The organism is Prodigiosinella confusarubida (genome assembly GCF_002847015.1).
GTDB classification, from domain to species: domain Bacteria; phylum Pseudomonadota; class Gammaproteobacteria; order Enterobacterales; family Enterobacteriaceae; genus Prodigiosinella; species Prodigiosinella aquatilis.
This window is the reverse complement of the sequence record NZ_CP025085.1, coordinates 2470511-2487154: the sequence shown is the minus strand read 5'-3', so window position 1 is coordinate 2487154 and position 16644 is coordinate 2470511. Positions and strand designations below refer to the sequence as shown.

The 16644-nt window shown below is 48.6% G+C and carries 13 protein-coding genes and 1 pseudogene; 4 read left to right on the top strand and 10 right to left on the bottom strand.

Annotated elements, in window-relative coordinates:
- Positions 1-434: 434 nt before the first annotated feature.
- A complete protein-coding gene (locus tag CWC46_RS11330) occupies positions 435-1859 on the top strand; it encodes an EmmdR/YeeO family multidrug/toxin efflux MATE transporter (RefSeq protein WP_416354390.1) in 1425 nt (474 codons plus the stop codon).
- Between the two features lie 570 nt (positions 1860-2429).
- The gene (locus CWC46_RS11325) at positions 2430-2798 is read left to right on the top strand and encodes a cytochrome b562 (RefSeq protein WP_021016469.1); all 369 of its coding nucleotides are present in this window, start codon (positions 2430-2432) and stop codon (positions 2796-2798) included.
- A 756-nt stretch (positions 2799-3554) separates the two neighbouring features.
- Here the strand turns inward: CWC46_RS11325 and acnB are convergent.
- The 10 genes from acnB to CWC46_RS11275 all read right to left on the bottom strand — a co-directional run bounded on the left by acnB (position 3555) and on the right by CWC46_RS11275 (position 14631).
- Positions 3555-6152, bottom strand: coding sequence for a bifunctional aconitate hydratase 2/2-methylisocitrate dehydratase (acnB, locus tag CWC46_RS11320; protein ID WP_021016470.1), 2598 nt, complete (start codon positions 6150-6152; stop codon positions 3555-3557).
- 44 nt (positions 6153-6196) lie between these two features.
- Complete coding sequence (citG, locus tag CWC46_RS11315) at positions 6197-7036, bottom strand: triphosphoribosyl-dephospho-CoA synthase CitG (protein ID WP_021016471.1); 840 nt, start codon at positions 7034-7036, stop codon at positions 6197-6199.
- The gene (gene citX / locus CWC46_RS11310; protein ID WP_021016472.1) at positions 7014-7553 is read right to left on the bottom strand and encodes a citrate lyase holo-[acyl-carrier protein] synthase; all 540 of its coding nucleotides are present in this window, start codon (positions 7551-7553) and stop codon (positions 7014-7016) included. Before citX ends, citG begins: the two co-directional genes overlap by 23 nt.
- The gene (citF, locus tag CWC46_RS11305) at positions 7550-9073 is read right to left on the bottom strand and encodes a citrate lyase subunit alpha (RefSeq protein WP_021016473.1); all 1524 of its coding nucleotides are present in this window, start codon (positions 9071-9073) and stop codon (positions 7550-7552) included. The genes citX and citF overlap by 4 nt, the downstream gene beginning before the upstream one ends.
- A gap of 10 nt (positions 9074-9083) precedes the next feature.
- Entirely contained in the window at positions 9084-9959 is an 876-nt protein-coding gene (gene citE, locus CWC46_RS11300) for a citrate (pro-3S)-lyase subunit beta (RefSeq protein ID WP_021016474.1), read from the bottom strand.
- Positions 9956-10249, bottom strand: a complete 294-nt coding sequence (citD, locus tag CWC46_RS11295; RefSeq protein ID WP_021016475.1) for a citrate lyase acyl carrier protein — start codon at positions 10247-10249, stop codon at positions 9956-9958. Before citD ends, citE begins: the two co-directional genes overlap by 4 nt.
- Before the next feature lie 15 nt (positions 10250-10264).
- Complete coding sequence (citC, locus tag CWC46_RS11290) at positions 10265-11290, bottom strand: [citrate (pro-3S)-lyase] ligase (protein ID WP_021016476.1); 1026 nt, start codon at positions 11288-11290, stop codon at positions 10265-10267.
- Between the two features lie 15 nt (positions 11291-11305).
- Positions 11306-12169, bottom strand: coding sequence for a fumarylacetoacetate hydrolase family protein (locus CWC46_RS11285; RefSeq protein ID WP_021016477.1), 864 nt, complete (start codon positions 12167-12169; stop codon positions 11306-11308).
- Positions 12170-12233: 64 nt separating this feature from the next.
- The gene (locus CWC46_RS11280; RefSeq protein WP_021016478.1) at positions 12234-13469 is read right to left on the bottom strand and encodes an MFS transporter; all 1236 of its coding nucleotides are present in this window, start codon (positions 13467-13469) and stop codon (positions 12234-12236) included.
- Positions 13470-13545: 76 nt separating this feature from the next.
- Complete coding sequence (locus CWC46_RS11275) at positions 13546-14631, bottom strand: 4-oxalomesaconate tautomerase (protein ID WP_021016479.1); 1086 nt, start codon at positions 14629-14631, stop codon at positions 13546-13548.
- 156 nt (positions 14632-14787) lie between these two features.
- Here CWC46_RS11275 and CWC46_RS11270 point away from each other — a divergent pair, with 156 nt between their 5' ends.
- The gene (locus CWC46_RS11270; RefSeq protein ID WP_021016480.1) at positions 14788-15708 is read left to right on the top strand and encodes a LysR family transcriptional regulator; all 921 of its coding nucleotides are present in this window, start codon (positions 14788-14790) and stop codon (positions 15706-15708) included.
- Between the two features lie 154 nt (positions 15709-15862).
- Positions 15863-16587 (top strand): annotated as a pseudogene (locus CWC46_RS11265) (transposase).
- The last annotated feature ends 57 nt before the right edge of the window (positions 16588-16644 follow it).

Here is a 16644-nt window from a genome sequence, read left to right as displayed (position 1 = left end):
CGTTCAGATAGAGATAAATTTTGCATATACAATTTTGAAATAGCGTTTCATCCAAATTAGTGTTTTATACTCTTTGGTAATCGCGAGCACTACATGTACCGGTTATAATCGCCAATGTGGATAGTTTGTCAACCGTAGTAAACTCTTGGTTATAGCCCCGCTGGCCATGATCTGCACCAATCTCATTCAGCGGTATCAATGCGATACAGATGAATACTCACTGATCCGAAGGTTCATTTTTACCCCCTGGGAAAGGCAGATAAAGAAGCCCAATAAGATCATGGTTTACATGTTCAACCTATTACACACTGCTCTACATCCTGACTTGAAATCAGCACTGACAGCGCCTTTTCTGCTGCCATCTTTCTACGATGAAAAACGCTGAACAGCGAGTATGCGACACCCTGCGCCCGTGAACATAGGTAGGCCTGAATTTGAGTACAGTAAAGCACTTCATAGCAATATTGCAGAAAACAACCTGGTACAAAGAGCGTCACTCCAACCATGTCTTGTTTTACCGAGAAATAGTGCCTCTCGCCGTACCTATATTCATTGAAGGGCTCTGTGTCATATTGATGGGCATATTCAGCACCTTCCTGGTTAGCTGGCTGGGTAAAGAATCCATGGCTGCTGTTGGGTTAGCCGATAGCTTCAACATGTTGATCATCGCATTTTTTACTGCCGTAGCACTAGGAACCGCCGTTGTCGTCTCGTTCAGTTTGGGGAAACGTAATCGCAAACAAGCAAGGCTTGCTGCTCGACAATCAATTTCCCTGCTAGTACTCATTTCATTTCTGCTGGTTGGTCTTGTTGAGTTTGCTGGCGATACCATCATCAACCTCATTGCACATAATGCGGATGTGGCGGTCAAAGGCCTGGCACTGACTTTCTTGAGGCTTACCGTGTGGGGTTATCCCGCGGTGGCCATCACACTAGTTGGTTGTGGTGCGCTACGCGGAGCGGGTAACACCAAACTACCGATGTTCATTAATATCGGCATGAATATACTGAATATTCTACTTAGCAGTATCTTGATTTACGGTATTTTCTCCTGGAAGGGCATGGGATTTATCGGTGCGGGTATAGGGATTAGCATTTCTCGCTATATCGGTGCCCTATTCGTCATTCTGACATTAATGAAAGGTTTCAATGGTGCTTTGCGTATTCCTTTTAAAGGGTATTTTACCCCCTTTACTACGGCCATATTATACGAAGTACTTAGTATTGGAGTTCCTGCCAGTGTTGAGTCTGTGATGTTTAATGTAGGAAAATTGATCACCCAACGGTTTGTAGCCGGAATGGGCACAGAGGTAATTGCCGGAAATTTTATTGCCTTTTCTATCGTGTCATTAATTAATCTACCGGGGAATGCTCTGGGTTCTACCTCTACGATTATTGTTGGCACTCGATTAGGGAAAGGACAGATTATGCAACCCATCCGGCAGCTTAAATATATATTTTGGTTATCCAATATTGGTTTATGTACCCTAGCCCTACTGTCAGTACCCAGCGCCAGACTGCTGGCGTCATTTTACACTAACGAACCTGAAGTGATCAGAGTCGTTCAGCAACTAATCTGGCTAAACGCGCTGTTTATGCCAATCTGGGCCGCCTCATGGGTCCTGCCTGCCGGACTTAAAGGAGCAAAAGACGCCCGCTATACAATGTGGGTCGCTTTAGCGGGCATGTGGGGATGTCGGGTAATTGCCGGATATATTCTGGGCGTTATATTAGGTTTCGGTGTTGTCGGCATATGGATGGGAATGTTTTTTGATTGGATAGTACGCGGCATACTATTCTATCACCGCATGATCAGTGGCAAATGGTTATGGCGCTATCAACGTCCATTAGGGCAATAATAAACGCGATTTGCTATTTGATGATCAGACCTCACGTCGACAGCGACCATTAATATTAAATAGTGATTGTTCACAACTGGATTCTGTGTTGGTGAAATTTAAAACAGGTTAATAACAGAAGATAGAATAAAAATAATGCACTATTTTTTAGATTTAAAACATTACACCCAATATATTTCGAATTGCAGAAAGGCGGCCAGTAAAGGAATTCCGATGAAATTACGCTGATAAGTCATTCAGGTAACAAATCTCTGCAAGGCGCAGATTTGGGCACTGTTTGCAGCGGCCCCAAAAAGGCGAGCTCCAGAAGATGGGCCGAGTAATTAAGCGCCGCCAACGCATCTGCGATCTGAAAGACGACATGTATTGACATATTTCTCAACCCATTACATTAGTTAATTAATTCAGTTCGCAATGCTCTACAACATAGTAATCCTCTACTTATTAATTTGAATGATTCTTATTTCCATAAGATATTTTTTATTTGACCGACACTCAATTGTTATTAATACTGCTACGGCAATAATTACCTACCAGCCATGCTATTGACTTAATTAACAGGAGTGAGCAATGAAAAAAACGATGATGACAATCTGTTTAGCGTTATCTGTTTCAGCCACAATGCTGCCTTACACCAGCATTGCGGGAGTGAACAGTGAAATGCATTCTATGCAGAAAAATTACAGTGCCGCTTCTACTGCTACAGATGCGGCTACGCTCAAAGCTGATTTATTGAAGCTTAAAGAACATGCCAACAAAGCGAAAGCAGATCCTGGATTTACGAAAGATAAAGTCTTCAATGAAGGATTGACCAAGCTTATTAAACAAATTGACGATGCTATTGCATTAGTTGATGCAGGGAAATTAAAGGAAGCCAAGGTTGCCACTGCAAATATCAGAAAAATCCGAGATGAATATCATAGAAAACTCGGTGTCTGAGTAAAAACTAAATTATCAAGGTTGTGATTATTTAAAAACATGTACCTTGTAAATAATTACTTATATATCCAATAGATTTCAAATTGCACGAAAACGGCAACTGAGTGAATACCCGGGGGCATACGTCAATAAGCGGCTAGGGTAAAGGGGGACAGACACACACCTGCAGTTTGAAAGATGACGGGTATAACTGTCACAGAATTAAAGGTGATCGCTCAGATCGCTCAGAGCGGTCACCGAATCGATAGTAGAAAGGGTCATTATCCGCCGCCAATTCTGGATCGGCATACTTCATTTTTTTAATGTTGGCTGAATCACCAGATAAATAACGTTACGCACTAAATAGTCCATCGGAGATATCTTACACGTCTTGATAGTCAAGAAGGCATGAAATTTGCTCCGGGAATAGACCGGCCTTTGCTGATTCGCGGGTAATGTTAATCCCAGATATCGAGGCAACTGTCCAACATCATCAGCGTGGCCTCCGTCGATGTCTGAGTTACCAGGAAAACAGAACGCATCCCGTGACAAGCCGGTTTTTTAAACAGAACGGGGGCACAGACATCTTTGAATTGTGAATACAACTGAGGAAACAATACGCTGGTTAAACTACGCCACGGGTCATTCAAGAATGGGGGCCCGAAGCCGTCACAATTCAAATAATGCGCAATATTTTCCTGAATCGTTAATATACCGGCGTTCCTCCCGCGCCCTGGCAGGCAGAATGTACCTGCCAGGGTGTTGCACCTGCATGCGTTAAGGCTGCGTCTGAAAAATGACATCCCCGGCTTTATCAGTGTACTGCCGGATCTTATCAAAATTCAGATAACGATACGTATCCGCAGTAGTGTCTACAATCGCGGACATCCGCTGGTGATACTCTTTTGGTGAGGGAAGTTTCCCGGTCAGCGCGGCGATAGCCGCAAGTTCAGCAGAAGCAAGGTAGACATTCGCATCAGTCCCCATCCGGTTGGGAAAATTACGCGTCGAAGTTGACACCGCTGTAGCACCCTCAACGACGCGTGCCTGATTCCCCATACACAAGGAACAGCCAGGCGATTCAACGCGAGCACCACTTTTACCAAATACACTGTAGTAACCTTCCTCCATCAACTGCGAGGCGTCCATACGCGTCGGCGGAGCAACCCATAGCCGTGTCGGTAACACGCCCTGATGTTCATTCATCAGCTTACCGGCAGCCCGGAAATGACCGATATTAGTCATGCAGGAACCAATAAAAACTTCATCAATGCTCGTTCCCTGTACTTCTGAGAGTAAGCGGGCATCGTCAGGATCGTTTGGCGCGCAGACGATGGGTTCTTTAATCTCCGCCAAATCTATCTCGATGATAGCGGCGTACTCAGCATCAACATCGGCTTCCAGCAATTGAGGATCAGCAAGCCATTTTTCCATTCCCTGGATACGACGCTCCAGTGTGCGTCTGTCACCGTATCCTTCTGCAATCATCCAGCGCAACAGCACAACATTCGATTGCAGGTACTTCACGACAGGCTCCTGATTCAACTTGATAGTACAACCCGCCGCCGAGCGTTCCGCAGAGGCATCCGTGAGTTCAAAAGCCTGCTCGACATTGAGATCGGGCAGCCCTTCTATCTCCAGAATGCGGCCTGAGAAGATATTCTTTTTCCCTTTCTTCTCAACGGTCAACAACCCTTGCTGGATAGCGTAATACGGAATAGCATGAACCAAATCGCGTAAAGTGATGCCCGGTTGCATGGTTCCTTTAAAGCGTACCAGCACCGATTCAGGCATATCGAGCGGCATAACGCCCGTTGCTGCAGCAAATGCCACCAGGCCTGAGCCCGCCGGCAGGGAAAGCCCAATAGGGAAGCGCGTATGCGAATCACCCCCTGTCCCTACAGTATCTGGCAGCAGCATCCGGTTGAGCCAGGAATGGATAACACCATCCCCCGGGCGCAGTGAGACGCCGCCCCGGTTCATGATGAAAGTCGGTAAGGTCTGTTGCATTTGAACATCGACGCGTTTCGGATACGCCGAGGTGTGACAAAAAGACTGCATCACCAGATCGGCCGAAAAACCGAGGCAAGCCAGATCCTTAAGTTCATCTCGCGTCATTGGTCCGGTGGTATCCTGGGATCCCACTGATGTCATTTTCGGTTCGCAATAACACCCAGGGCGCATTCCCCGTACACCACAAGCCCGTCCCACTATTTTTTGCGCAAGGGTGAATCCGCGCTGGCCGGTGGTCACTTCTTTGGCCTGCCGAAAAACATTGCTTACTGGCAAGCCCAGGGATTCACGCGCTCTGGCGGTCAGGCCTCGCCCAATGCTTAGCGGAATTCGCCCGCCCGCCCGCACTTCATCCAGCAACACATCCGTTTTAAGCGTAAACGTGGCGATTAACTCACCACTTTGATGCTGGCGAATCTCCCCCTGATACGGATAGATATCGATTACCTCGCCCATATTCAGGCGAGTCACATCCACTTCTATTGGTAATGCCCCCGCATCTTCCATGGTATTAAAAAAGATTGGCGCAATTTTCCCGGCCAGCACCACGCCACCCGCCCGCTTGTTGGGTACAAACGGGATGTCATTACCCATATGCCAGAGCACAGAGTTAGCGGCAGACTTGCGCGAAGAACCGGTACCCACCACATCGCCCACATAGACCAGAGGGAATCCCTTACTCTTTAACGCCGCTATCTGCGCAACGGGCCCCACTACCCCAGGTTCATCCGGCACAATGCCTTCGCGTACATTTTTCAGCATAGCCTGCGCATGAAGCGGAATATCGGGCCGTGACCAGGCATCCGGGGCCGGAGAGAGATCGTCGGTGTTAGTTTCACCAGTAACTTTAAAGACCGTTACGGTGATTTTTTCGGGGATAGACGGTCGGCAGAGGAACCATTGTGCATCGGCCCACGCCTGTAGCACCTGCTGGGCAAAGACATTTCCCGCTTTTGCTTTCTCTTCAACATTATAGAAACTATCAAACATCAGCAGTGTCTGTGATAACGCCCTGGCGGCGATCGGTGCCAGTTGCGGCGCGTCCAATGCCGCAATCAGCGGCTCAATGTTGTAACCTCCCTGCATCGTTCCCAGCAGTTCGACCGCTTTTTGCGGTGATACCAATGGAGAAATTGCTTCGCCTTTCGTGATTGCAGCCAGAAATTCGGCTTTAACACGAGCGGCGTCATCAACGCCCGGCGGCACACAGTGCACGAGCAAATGTAATAAAAAAGTCTCTTCGCCCACCGGGGGATTTTTCAGAAGCTCAGTTAGTGAGCTCATCTGGTGTTGATTCAGCGGCAGAGGAGGAATATGTTGAGCCGCACGCCCGGCCTGCGCCTGACAATAATCATTTAACACAATTAAATTCCTTATGAATAATGCGAGGGAGGTACCCCGAATCGCTACGCCTGAATTGACGCCAGCACCCAGGAAACAGAGAGTAGATCCGCACTCCCGCCCGGGCTAAGATTGCGGGAGATGAGGATCTTATCCATTGCACAGAGATCGCGGTGCGCCCAGCCATTTTTTAACAGTTCAGCGGCATAGTTCTGCACAAATGCCAGCCCATCAGGTCCGCCACGCGACACCAGATTACTGTCAAGGTTGACGGCCATCAGTCTGAGCAGCGCGCTGTGAAGTTGTCGCATTTCTGTTTCCTGATTCCAGAACGGCAACACATGATGACGGACAGTGGCAAAACCGCTTTCGGCCTCACCTCTTGCGCCACGCAGCCCATAGCGGCGAAACAGTCTTTCACCTGCTGTTGCCATGTCACTTTCATTACGGCCCACCAGCTCGCGAGCTACCAGGCCCTGGCGCATTTTGCTGACTTCATCGCACAGCCGCTCACAGCTAAGCCATTGCCCTTGTGTCTGCAAACGTCCCGCAGCAAAGCAGAGCAATCCGAGAGAGAAAACGCCGCCTTTATGGGTATTGACTCCCCCCGTCGCGGCAAACATGGCCTGCTCGCAGTCCATGCCTAAAGGACGCAGCAGTTGCAATTGTTGATCCACAGGCAAATGTGCATAGAGCTCTCCCTGTTCGGTAAAAATCTGAAACCAGGGCGAAATCGCGTCGATACTCTTCTGGAACAAGCGGTGATCCATATCCCGATGTGAACCGTTGTTATCCCTGTCGACCAACCCGGGCTTCGGCGTTAGCTCCAGTTCCCGAAGCAGCGCCTCTTCAGCCAGGACTGAAACATCAGGGAAAATCCGTTTAGTCACGGGCAAACCAGTCATCAATCATAGCCTCCACACACGCGATCACTTGCGCTGGAGAATGCCGGCGAGAGCGGGCGCAGACATGAGCAGGTTCATCACACAGCAGACATCGGCGCATCGTGCCTCCCAAGGCTTTACGGCCGATCAGTCCCTGCTGCGGGCAAATCACATCAATATCCCACAGCCGCCCCAGCGGATGCGTTTGTTCAAGCTGAGCACTGAGCGCTTTCACTTCGCTGGCAGCATGGTCCACGCACCACATCGCTTCTGGCCCGGTGGGTAGCCACAGCACCTGGCGATCCAGGACGCGCCAGCGTTGCTGCCACAGCAGTTGATCGCAGGCCTGCAGCGCCACCCCCATCGTATTGCGATAACGGATGCTGTCCTTCACCGCCCCTGGCGTGACCAGGGTCAGCGAAATCACTGTTTTACGGTAGTGGGTCAGCCAGCCCGTCTGTCGCGCGGCACGATTGTCTCTCGCGCTGAGCAGCGCATCCAGGCTGACACCTGTTTTCACAGACGTCGAGATAGTCATGCTTCTGCTTCCTTAACCTGGTAGACGACATCAATCACGCTGCCGTCACGGTAACGGATAACCCCGACAATTTTATCGGTGAACGCAATCGGTTCTGGCACGCCAGTCAGAGAGATAGCGCGCTGGTATAACGCCTCAATCGTCACCACCTTCAGCCCCGCTTTTTCCAGACGCTCACGAATCTCCGGGCGGGCAGGATTTACCGCTATACCATGATCGGTGACCAGCACATCAATGCTTTCCCCAGGCGTTAAACGTGTGGTAACACGTTTCACTACGGTAGGAATACGGCTACGCAGCAACGGGGCGACCACTATAGTCAGGTTAGCCGCGGCGGCGACGTCACAATGCCCCCCGGAAGCACCGCGCATCACGCCGTCCGATCCCGTGATCACATTGACATTAAAGTCGACATCAATTTCCAGAGCACTGAGGATAACCACATCCAGCTGATCACAGCAGGCAGCCTTGCTACCCGGATTGGCATACACATTGGTTGAAATTTCAATATGATTAGGGTTGCGCACCAGTGAGGCGGCGGCCTGGCTATCAAAGCACTGGGTATCGAGCAGTTTTTCTATCAACCCTTTCTCATGAAGATCGACCAGGCTGCCGGTGATACCGCCAAGCGCAAAGCGCGCCTGTACACCATTACGCTCCATTTTCTCTTCCATGAAGCGAGTGCAGGCCGTTGCGGCAGCACCAGATCCAGTTTGCATCGAGAAACCATTCTTGAAGTAGCCGGAATGCTCAATGACCTCTGCTGCCTGGCGGGCGATCATCAGTTCACGCGGGTTACTGGTGACACGGGCGGCGCCGGTACTGATTTTGTCAGGGTCACCAACGCTATCCACCTGCACGATATAATCCACCTGGTCCTGTCCCAGACTGGCGGGCATATTCGGAAATGGCACCAGCGTTTCGGTCAGCAGCACCACTTTGTGCGCAAACTGCGCATCCACCATTGCATAGCCAAGCGAACCGCAACGTGCCAGGCCTCCTGTGCCATTGGCATTGCCAAACTCATCGCTGCACGGTACGCCCAGGAAGGCGACATCAATCTTTAATTCCCCATCTTGCAGCAATTTAACGCGACCGCCGTGGGAATGAATTTGCACTGGTTCAGCCATCAGGCCATGAGAAATAGCTTCCGCCAATTTGCCGCGCATCCCTGAGGTAAATATACGGGAGATCACGTTGTTGCTAATATGCTCAATGAGTTCGTCATTACAGGTCATCAGCGAACTGGACGCCAGAGTCAGATTTTTGAAACCCATCGCAGCCAGTTGTGACACGACCCGATTAATCACCCGATCCCCTTCACGAAAGGCATGATGAAAAGAGATAGTCATTCCATCACGCAATCCACTGCGTTCAATCGCTTCAACCAGAGAACCGCACAGCTTGCGTTGATGCTTACTGTCGATGTTATCCAGCCACGGGGTTGCCGTGTGCGCATGTTCGAAAGGCTTCAGATTCAGGTGAGGAAACTGTTTATGAAGATGTTCTGTTTGATTCATGATGTTGTCCTTAGCGGCGCACGCCAGAAGCAGCTGCACGCTCCAGTACCATTTGAGCGTGGTTAATTATCGGGGCATCGACCATTTTTCCGTTCAGCGACACGACACCCAGCCCATTGCGAGCGCCCTCTTGCGCAGCTTCAATGACTTGAGCTGCATAATCCACGTCCTGCTGGGTCGGAGCGTACGCGTTATGCAGCAACTCAATCTGCCGTGGGTTAATCAATGACTTACCGTTAAAGCCCATCTTGCGGATCTGATCCACTTCGCGAAGAAAGCTGGCCTCGTCGTTAACGTCAGACCAGACAACATCAAATGCATCAATACCGGCTGCCCGGGCGGCGTGAAGTACCGCGCAACGTGCGTAAAACAGTTCTGTACCGTCACCCCGCTCTGTTTGCATGTCCATCACATAGTCAAATGCCGCCAGAGCAATACCAATCAAGCGTTTTGAACTACGCGCAATCGCAACCGCATTAATAACGCCAATCGCTGATTCAATGGCGGCCATCACTTTGGTTGAGCCCGGCTCACGACCACAGTCAGCCTCAATACGTTCCAGATGATCTTCCAGCTGGTAAATATCTTCAGGTGTGTCAGTTTTCGGCAGGCGAATCACATCAACACCGGCGCGAACCACCGCTTCCAGATCAGGAAGACCAAAAGGCGTATTCAACGGGTTGATGCGCACCACAGTTTCAATCCCCTGATACATCGGGTGTTGAAGCGCATGGAATACCAGCAGACGAGCGGTGTCCTTTTCACGCAACGACACGGCATCTTCAAGATCGAACATGATAGAGTCCGGGTGATAAATAAATGCAGTGGAAAGCATGGCGGCATTGGCGCCTGGCAGGAACAACATACTGCGACGGAGTTTTTTCATTTCAGTTTTCCCCAGTCGATATCCTGCACATCAACGGCGCGGAGAATGGCACTCTGTAAACGTGCGCGGATCACACAATCCAGCGCACCTTTGTCGTCAATCATGATCAGACCTTCACGAACATCTATTTTGCGTAGCGTATCTGTCACAACCTGTCGGATCTGTTCTCCAAATTGCTTGATCACTTCGCTGTTAATAATGATTTCCAGCTCACCGTTTGCGGGAGCGATTTTGACCATCAGGTCGCTGGACTCCATCGTTCCTGCCAGCGCCTCCTTAACAATCTTCATATTCCTGTCCTGGTATTAAGCCACTACTATCTTCGCCGCCGCATAGCGAGCGACAAGGTGTGTAAAGGTTGTCTCCGGGACGATGTCCCGAAGACGAGCAAATTGTTCTGTCTTCAGTAAGCGGCGGACTTCTGAGGCAGATATAGCCTGTCCGTCCGCTTCAATGCGCGGTAATTCCACCATGGTGATATGCCCACGCAGGAGACTGTGCAGCGTCTGGTTGTATTGTCGGGTTATCTTGCAGAAAGGTTCGGAACCTATAAAACGGTGGGTGATGCCTAATGCCGGCGCGATATTATCGCGGAAAATCAGGACATCAATCTCACTCCATGCACGCTGAACTTTCCCGGTATCCTTCAGAAAATAGGCAGGAAAGGTGGCTCGTGAAATCACGTAGTCCGAACCTGGGTGCACGGTTACATTCGATAGCCCCGAGACGCCACTCTGCACCATCGCCAGACGATCGGCGAAAGGAATAAAAGAGGCATCTTCGCGCACCACAAAAATATGAAGCCAGTCACAGCTACGGGCGGCCTGCTCCACCAGATATCGATGCCCTTTGGTAAAAGGGTTGGCGTTCATCACAATCGCGCCGATGTGCGTACCGGGTTGTCTGAATGCGGCCAGGCGCTGACAGTAACGCTGGATCCCCCGTGGCGTGTTTTCCATCAGAATGGCGTTTTCGCCGCTTTGCGCCACTGGACAGAACCCGCTGTGCTGAAAGCGCTCACGATTACAGGGCCGGGTACAGAGAAACAGATGGAAATGACCGTGGGACAGCGCCAAATTCTGCACTTCGCTAAGCAAACGCGCGCTGAGATTCTCCCCGCGCAAACTTTTGCTCACCGCAACACACTTGATAACGTTGTCGACAAGCCCCGCGCAGCCTACCAATTCGCCCCCTCTGCGAGCTTCCACCATCCAGTGAATATCGCAGTCCATATCCAGTCCGCTATCAGCAAGTAACTGACGAACAGGCTCCACGCGTTGAGGGTGGCGTTGAAGGTCGGTAACGCTGAAAGTGAGAGTAAGTTCTGTCATACCACACCGCCCCGGTTACAGAGATTCCGCCATTTCATATTGCGGGGCATCCATAATGATGTTGCTCAGACGTCCGATACGTTCAATTTCAACTTCGATCCTATCTCCTGCATGCATGAAAAGCGGAGGATTGCGCTTTTTACCCACGCCGCCCGGCGATCCGGTGATGATGACATCGCCAGTGCTCAGAGAGGTAAATGTACTGATGTATTCGATAAGGTTTGCTACCCGATGGATCATACTGGCCGTCGTATCTTCCTGAACCATTCTTCCGTTAAGCCAGGTACGAATAACCAACTGATGGGGATCGGGGATTTCATCCGTGGTGGTTATGCAGGGCCCGAATGCCCCGGTTTGGGGCCAGTTTTTACCGGCGGTAAACCAGCTGTGCTGCCAGTCCCTCGCAGAACCGTCCATGTAACAGCTATACCCAGCCACATGAGAAAGTGCGACATCCGCACGAATATGTTCGCCGCCCTTGCCAATAATGACCGCCAGTTCGCCTTCATAGTCAAACTCACTGGAAAGACACGGCTTCAGCACTGGTGTGTTATGCCCGGTTTGTGAATCAGGGAAACGCACAAACAGCGTAGGTGCCGGATTATGCTGATCGAATTCTTTGCGCTTATCGGCATAGTTCATGCCAACGCAAAGAATTTTTCCGGGCTCATCAATGACCGGCAAAAACTGAACGTCGTTTTCGCTTAAATCCACAGGCGACCGGCTATATTGCTGAGCAATGCTAATAAAACTAGCAGCCAAAAAATCTTTCAGTGTGGGATATATCTTTCCTATGCGGCTTTCAAGGTCAATAATTCCTGCATCGGTATAAATACCGTAGCTTTTACGCCCGGCATGAATGTAATTTGCCAGTTTCATACGAATACCTTTATTTTTCTCGCTGCACATCTGATGCCCGTACAGCGAGTTATGTAAACAATGCCTATTTATTTTCAACTGCAACCAGAGCGGTTTTCGATTTATGGGTTGCATCCAGCCAGGTTGCTACCAAGGCACCAATGGCTAATAAAATAACAATTAAAACAGTCATTCCTTTCCAGCCCGTAAAATGGAAAATAAAGCCATTGATAAAACCAACCGTGGCCCCACCCATGTAATAGAAGAACAAATACAGCGCGACAGCCTGGCCACGAGCATGAGATGCATTTTTACTTACCCAGCTCAGCCCTACGGAATGACAACCAAAAAAACATGCGGTAAAAATGACAGAGCCAGCAATAAATACATACACATTTGGCATTAACGTTAACAACATTCCGATAGCCATTGTTATCAGTAATACACGCAATACTTTCATACTGCCGTATTTTGTGGATAACCGTCCTGCCTGTGGTGCAGTAAAGAAGCTCAAGGCAAAACTAAAGGATAACAATCCAGCATGAACGGGTGAGATATGAAAAGGCTCTCCTTTCAGGAAAAAGGCAAGATAATTGTACAGAGAAGTAAACACCCCAAAAATAATAAAGCCGATCACAAACACCAGGGCTAAATTCTTATTTTTAAAGTGCACAATACCTTCTTTAATAATTTTCAGTACACTCAGACTCGGTGTCGGTTTAAAGTTTTGCGATGCGGGCAGCAATAGGAAAACCACAACCGAGGCAATAAGTAAACAAATACCAAAACCGTAGAAAATTGCATCAAGAGATACATTCCCCATTAATTGGCTTGCCACAATACGGCCTGACATACCGCCGACTGAATTGCCAAACACAAAATATCCCGTCACCATACCGGCGATCACAGGAACAACTTCTTCACTAATATAAGCAGTGGCCGCAGCGGCAATCCCACACAATGCCAGACCCGTTGTCGCCTGAATGAGCACCAGTGAGGTCCAGGAATGCACCAACGGGCACAGCAATGTCAGCATACCGCCCAAAACTAACGAGCCTATAATTAACTGCTTCCTGCCAAAATAATCTGCCAACGTACCGGTAAAAAGCAGACCTACTGCCATAAATGCCGTTTTGGCTGACAAGATAATACTTACATGTTGTACCGGAACATGGTAGTTAATAGCTAATTCCGGCATTAACGGTTGAATAAAGAACAAAGAGGCCAGTTCAATTAATCCCGATAATGCCATAGCTATTGTTATACGAATATACTTAGCGCTCATCACGCTTTCACTTCCAGTTGCATTATTATTAGCCATAGAGTCCTCGGCTTCATTATTTCATAGGTAGGGTTTCACATTTTAAAATAGTATTTGTGTGAATTCGGATAATGAGTTAAACAGTTTCAGTTAAGGCTACATCGGGTATACACACATTACCTTCAAACAACTTTCGTGTGGTTCTGATGACAGCGGCCCGCGTATTTTCTATTTCACTGCCACGAAGCAGAGAAACGGAAATTTTCCCACTGGGATGTTCAATATCAACAATTTCAGTGTTTGTGTGAACAGAGTTATTATTAGTAATTTTATTTGCTATTGATCCTGGAATAATCGTCGCGGTAGAAATACCAATAGAACCGGTGATAGCCAGCGATTTATGGCAATTATGCGGCATAAAGTATCTGGCTTTAATCGTCCCACCCGCTGTTGGCGAGCTCAGTAATACCGGTTTAGGGATAACCATACCCGAGACATCGCCAAACCCCATCGCCAACCCGGCTTTACAACGCAGGTTTTCCAGTTGGGCCATAAAAGCTTTGTCAGCATCCAGCTCGGCCGGTGATTCATTGCCTGTCTTATTCAGACTTCGCGCATCAATCAATACCATAGGCATTGCCATATCGATGCAGGTCACCTCAACGCCATCAATTCTGTCAACAGCATTTCCCGTCGGGAGTAATTTCCCGGTTTTACAACCGGCGGAATTTAAAAAAGTCAGGCCGAGTGGTGCGGCCTTACCCGGCACACCATCAATATGGGTATCACCTTCATAACTGACCCGGCCGCCCGGTGTCTGCACCTGAACATCAATAAAGGTATTGGTGTTCACGTTACGCACGCGAACCGTTGTGACCGAATTCTGGGCTGCGATTAACCCTTTTTCAATGGCGAACGGTCCGACGGCGCACAGCATATTACCGCAGTTGGGCATCGTATCCACGCGTCGTTCTTTGACCATGACCTGCGCAAATAAATAATCAATATCGGCATCCGGGCTTTCTGATTTACTGACGATAGCCACTTTACTGGTTTGCGGGCTTCCGCCACCAATACCGTCTATTTCCAGTTCATGCCCGGCCCCCATCAACGCTAATAAAACGGCATCGCGTGCTTTGATATCGGCAGGTAGATCGCTTGCCAGAATTACAGGGCCTTTTGATGTACCACCACGCATTAATACGCAAGGAATTTGGAACATGTTGAGTTTCTCAGCTTAGGTGCTATTCATTGGCAGGCAGTGTTCCACAGAGGAATAGATACTTCTAATGCCAAAAAACCAGCGATTCATGCGTTTTGCGTATTAATAAATAATCCGCTAGAGTTTGTTGTATAACCACAACAGGAATAATGAGAAATGCTCCATGAGCTCCAGGGTATTCAAGCCTTTGTAAAAATTGCAGAAATAGGGTGTTTTACCAGTGCGTCACAAGTTTTACATGTCTCACAACCCGCATTAACCAGAAGAGTCAAAAAGCTGGAGGATAATCTGGGTACGCCGCTATTTGAGCGGACAACGCGACGAGTAAAACTGACTGCGGTAGGCCGTAGTTTTTTACCTAAGGCTAAGAATTTACTAGATTTTTATGAGTCATCCATTTTTGGCATAAAAGAAATGGCGACCCATCAAAGTGGGATGATAACGATTTCTTGCCTGCCGACAGCGGCCTTCTATTTTTTACCTTCGGTAATTAAAGATTACAACAATCTCTACCCAAATATTCGATTTCGTATCCTTGAGCACGGTGCCAATGATTGTCTTGAGGCCGTACTGAATGGTGATGCTGATTTCGGTATAAACATGATAAACATCACACATTCAAATATCGACTTCACCCCGCTGGTAAATGAGCCGTTTGTTTTAGCCTGCAGAAATGATCATGAACTGGCAAAAAAGGAACTCATTAGCTGGGATGAATTGTCTGATGCAAAATTAATTGGGGTACGCAGATCGAGTGGAAACCGATTATTGATCGACAGTGCACTGGAATCGTTAGAATGGAAGCCAAACTGGTTTTACGAAGTCAGGCATTTATCCACCTCGCTAGGTATGGTTGAAGCGGGTCTGGGCATTGCAGTCGTGCCTAAACTTGCGATGCCCATGGAAGAACACCACACCCTCGTCAGTCGTCCCCTGGTTGATCCGGTGATAAGAAGAACGCTTGGACTGGTGCTCAAAAGAGGTAATACGATGAGTACGGCGGCGGAAAAATTCAGAGAAATGCTTCTGCACTTGTGGTCAGAAGAGGAGAAAAATCTTTGGATTGGCGGAGTCTAAAGCGTACCGTGAGAAGAGCGGGGCGAGCAGACCCCGCAAGAGCGAACACGCGGTGCAATGAGTCAATACTGAATCCGCAGTTGCTGGCAGGACAGCCTATAGCAATCAACAAGAAGCCACGGAAACTGCATCGCCCAAATGCCGTAATGAAGCGCTGAAACTGGCTGATTCAGATATGAAAGTTGAGGAAATGTGTCGCCAGAATGGGATCAATAATGCCATTTTTTATAATTGGAAATCTACGTATGGTGGAATGGAATCCAGTGATGTTAAAAGATTAAAAGAACTTGAGGATGAAAATACCAGACTGAAAAAATTGTTTGCTGAAGTCAGTCTGGAAATCATGCCGTGAAGGAGCTTTTTGCAAAAACGGGTTGGTAGCAACCGAGAAAAAGTCCTGTGCCAGATGACTGACGGCCGCAGGTCTGTCGGTTATTACTGCCTGCAAACTGACATCTTTACCGCGGTCTTCTTTTTACCGACGGGAAATCGACTGGCGGGAAAAAGATAAAGCAGTTATTGATGCCATTCAGGCCGTTCTGGCTGAGTCACCCCAGGCAGGCTTCTGGAAATGTTATTACCGGCTCAGATTCAAGGGATATACCGTTAATCATAAACGCGTGTACCGTGTTTATTGCCGGTTGGGTCTAAATCTCAAGCGCAGGATTAAAAAAATCCTTTCACGACATGAGAAAAAACCCTCATCTGCTTGAGTCACTGAGTCAGGTCAGAGAGATGGCCTGGTTCTGGCAGCAGGATTATAACCTGAATCGTGCACATGAAAGTTTGAATAACCTCCCTCCGGAGATATACCGTAAACAGTTAGAAAACGCTAATCAGTGTCTGTCTCAGATAACGGGGAGTCGACATATCCCTTAACATCGCTAGCACAGAGTGAGGTTGGTATCCAGAAAAAAATAGCGCATTTATCCCCAG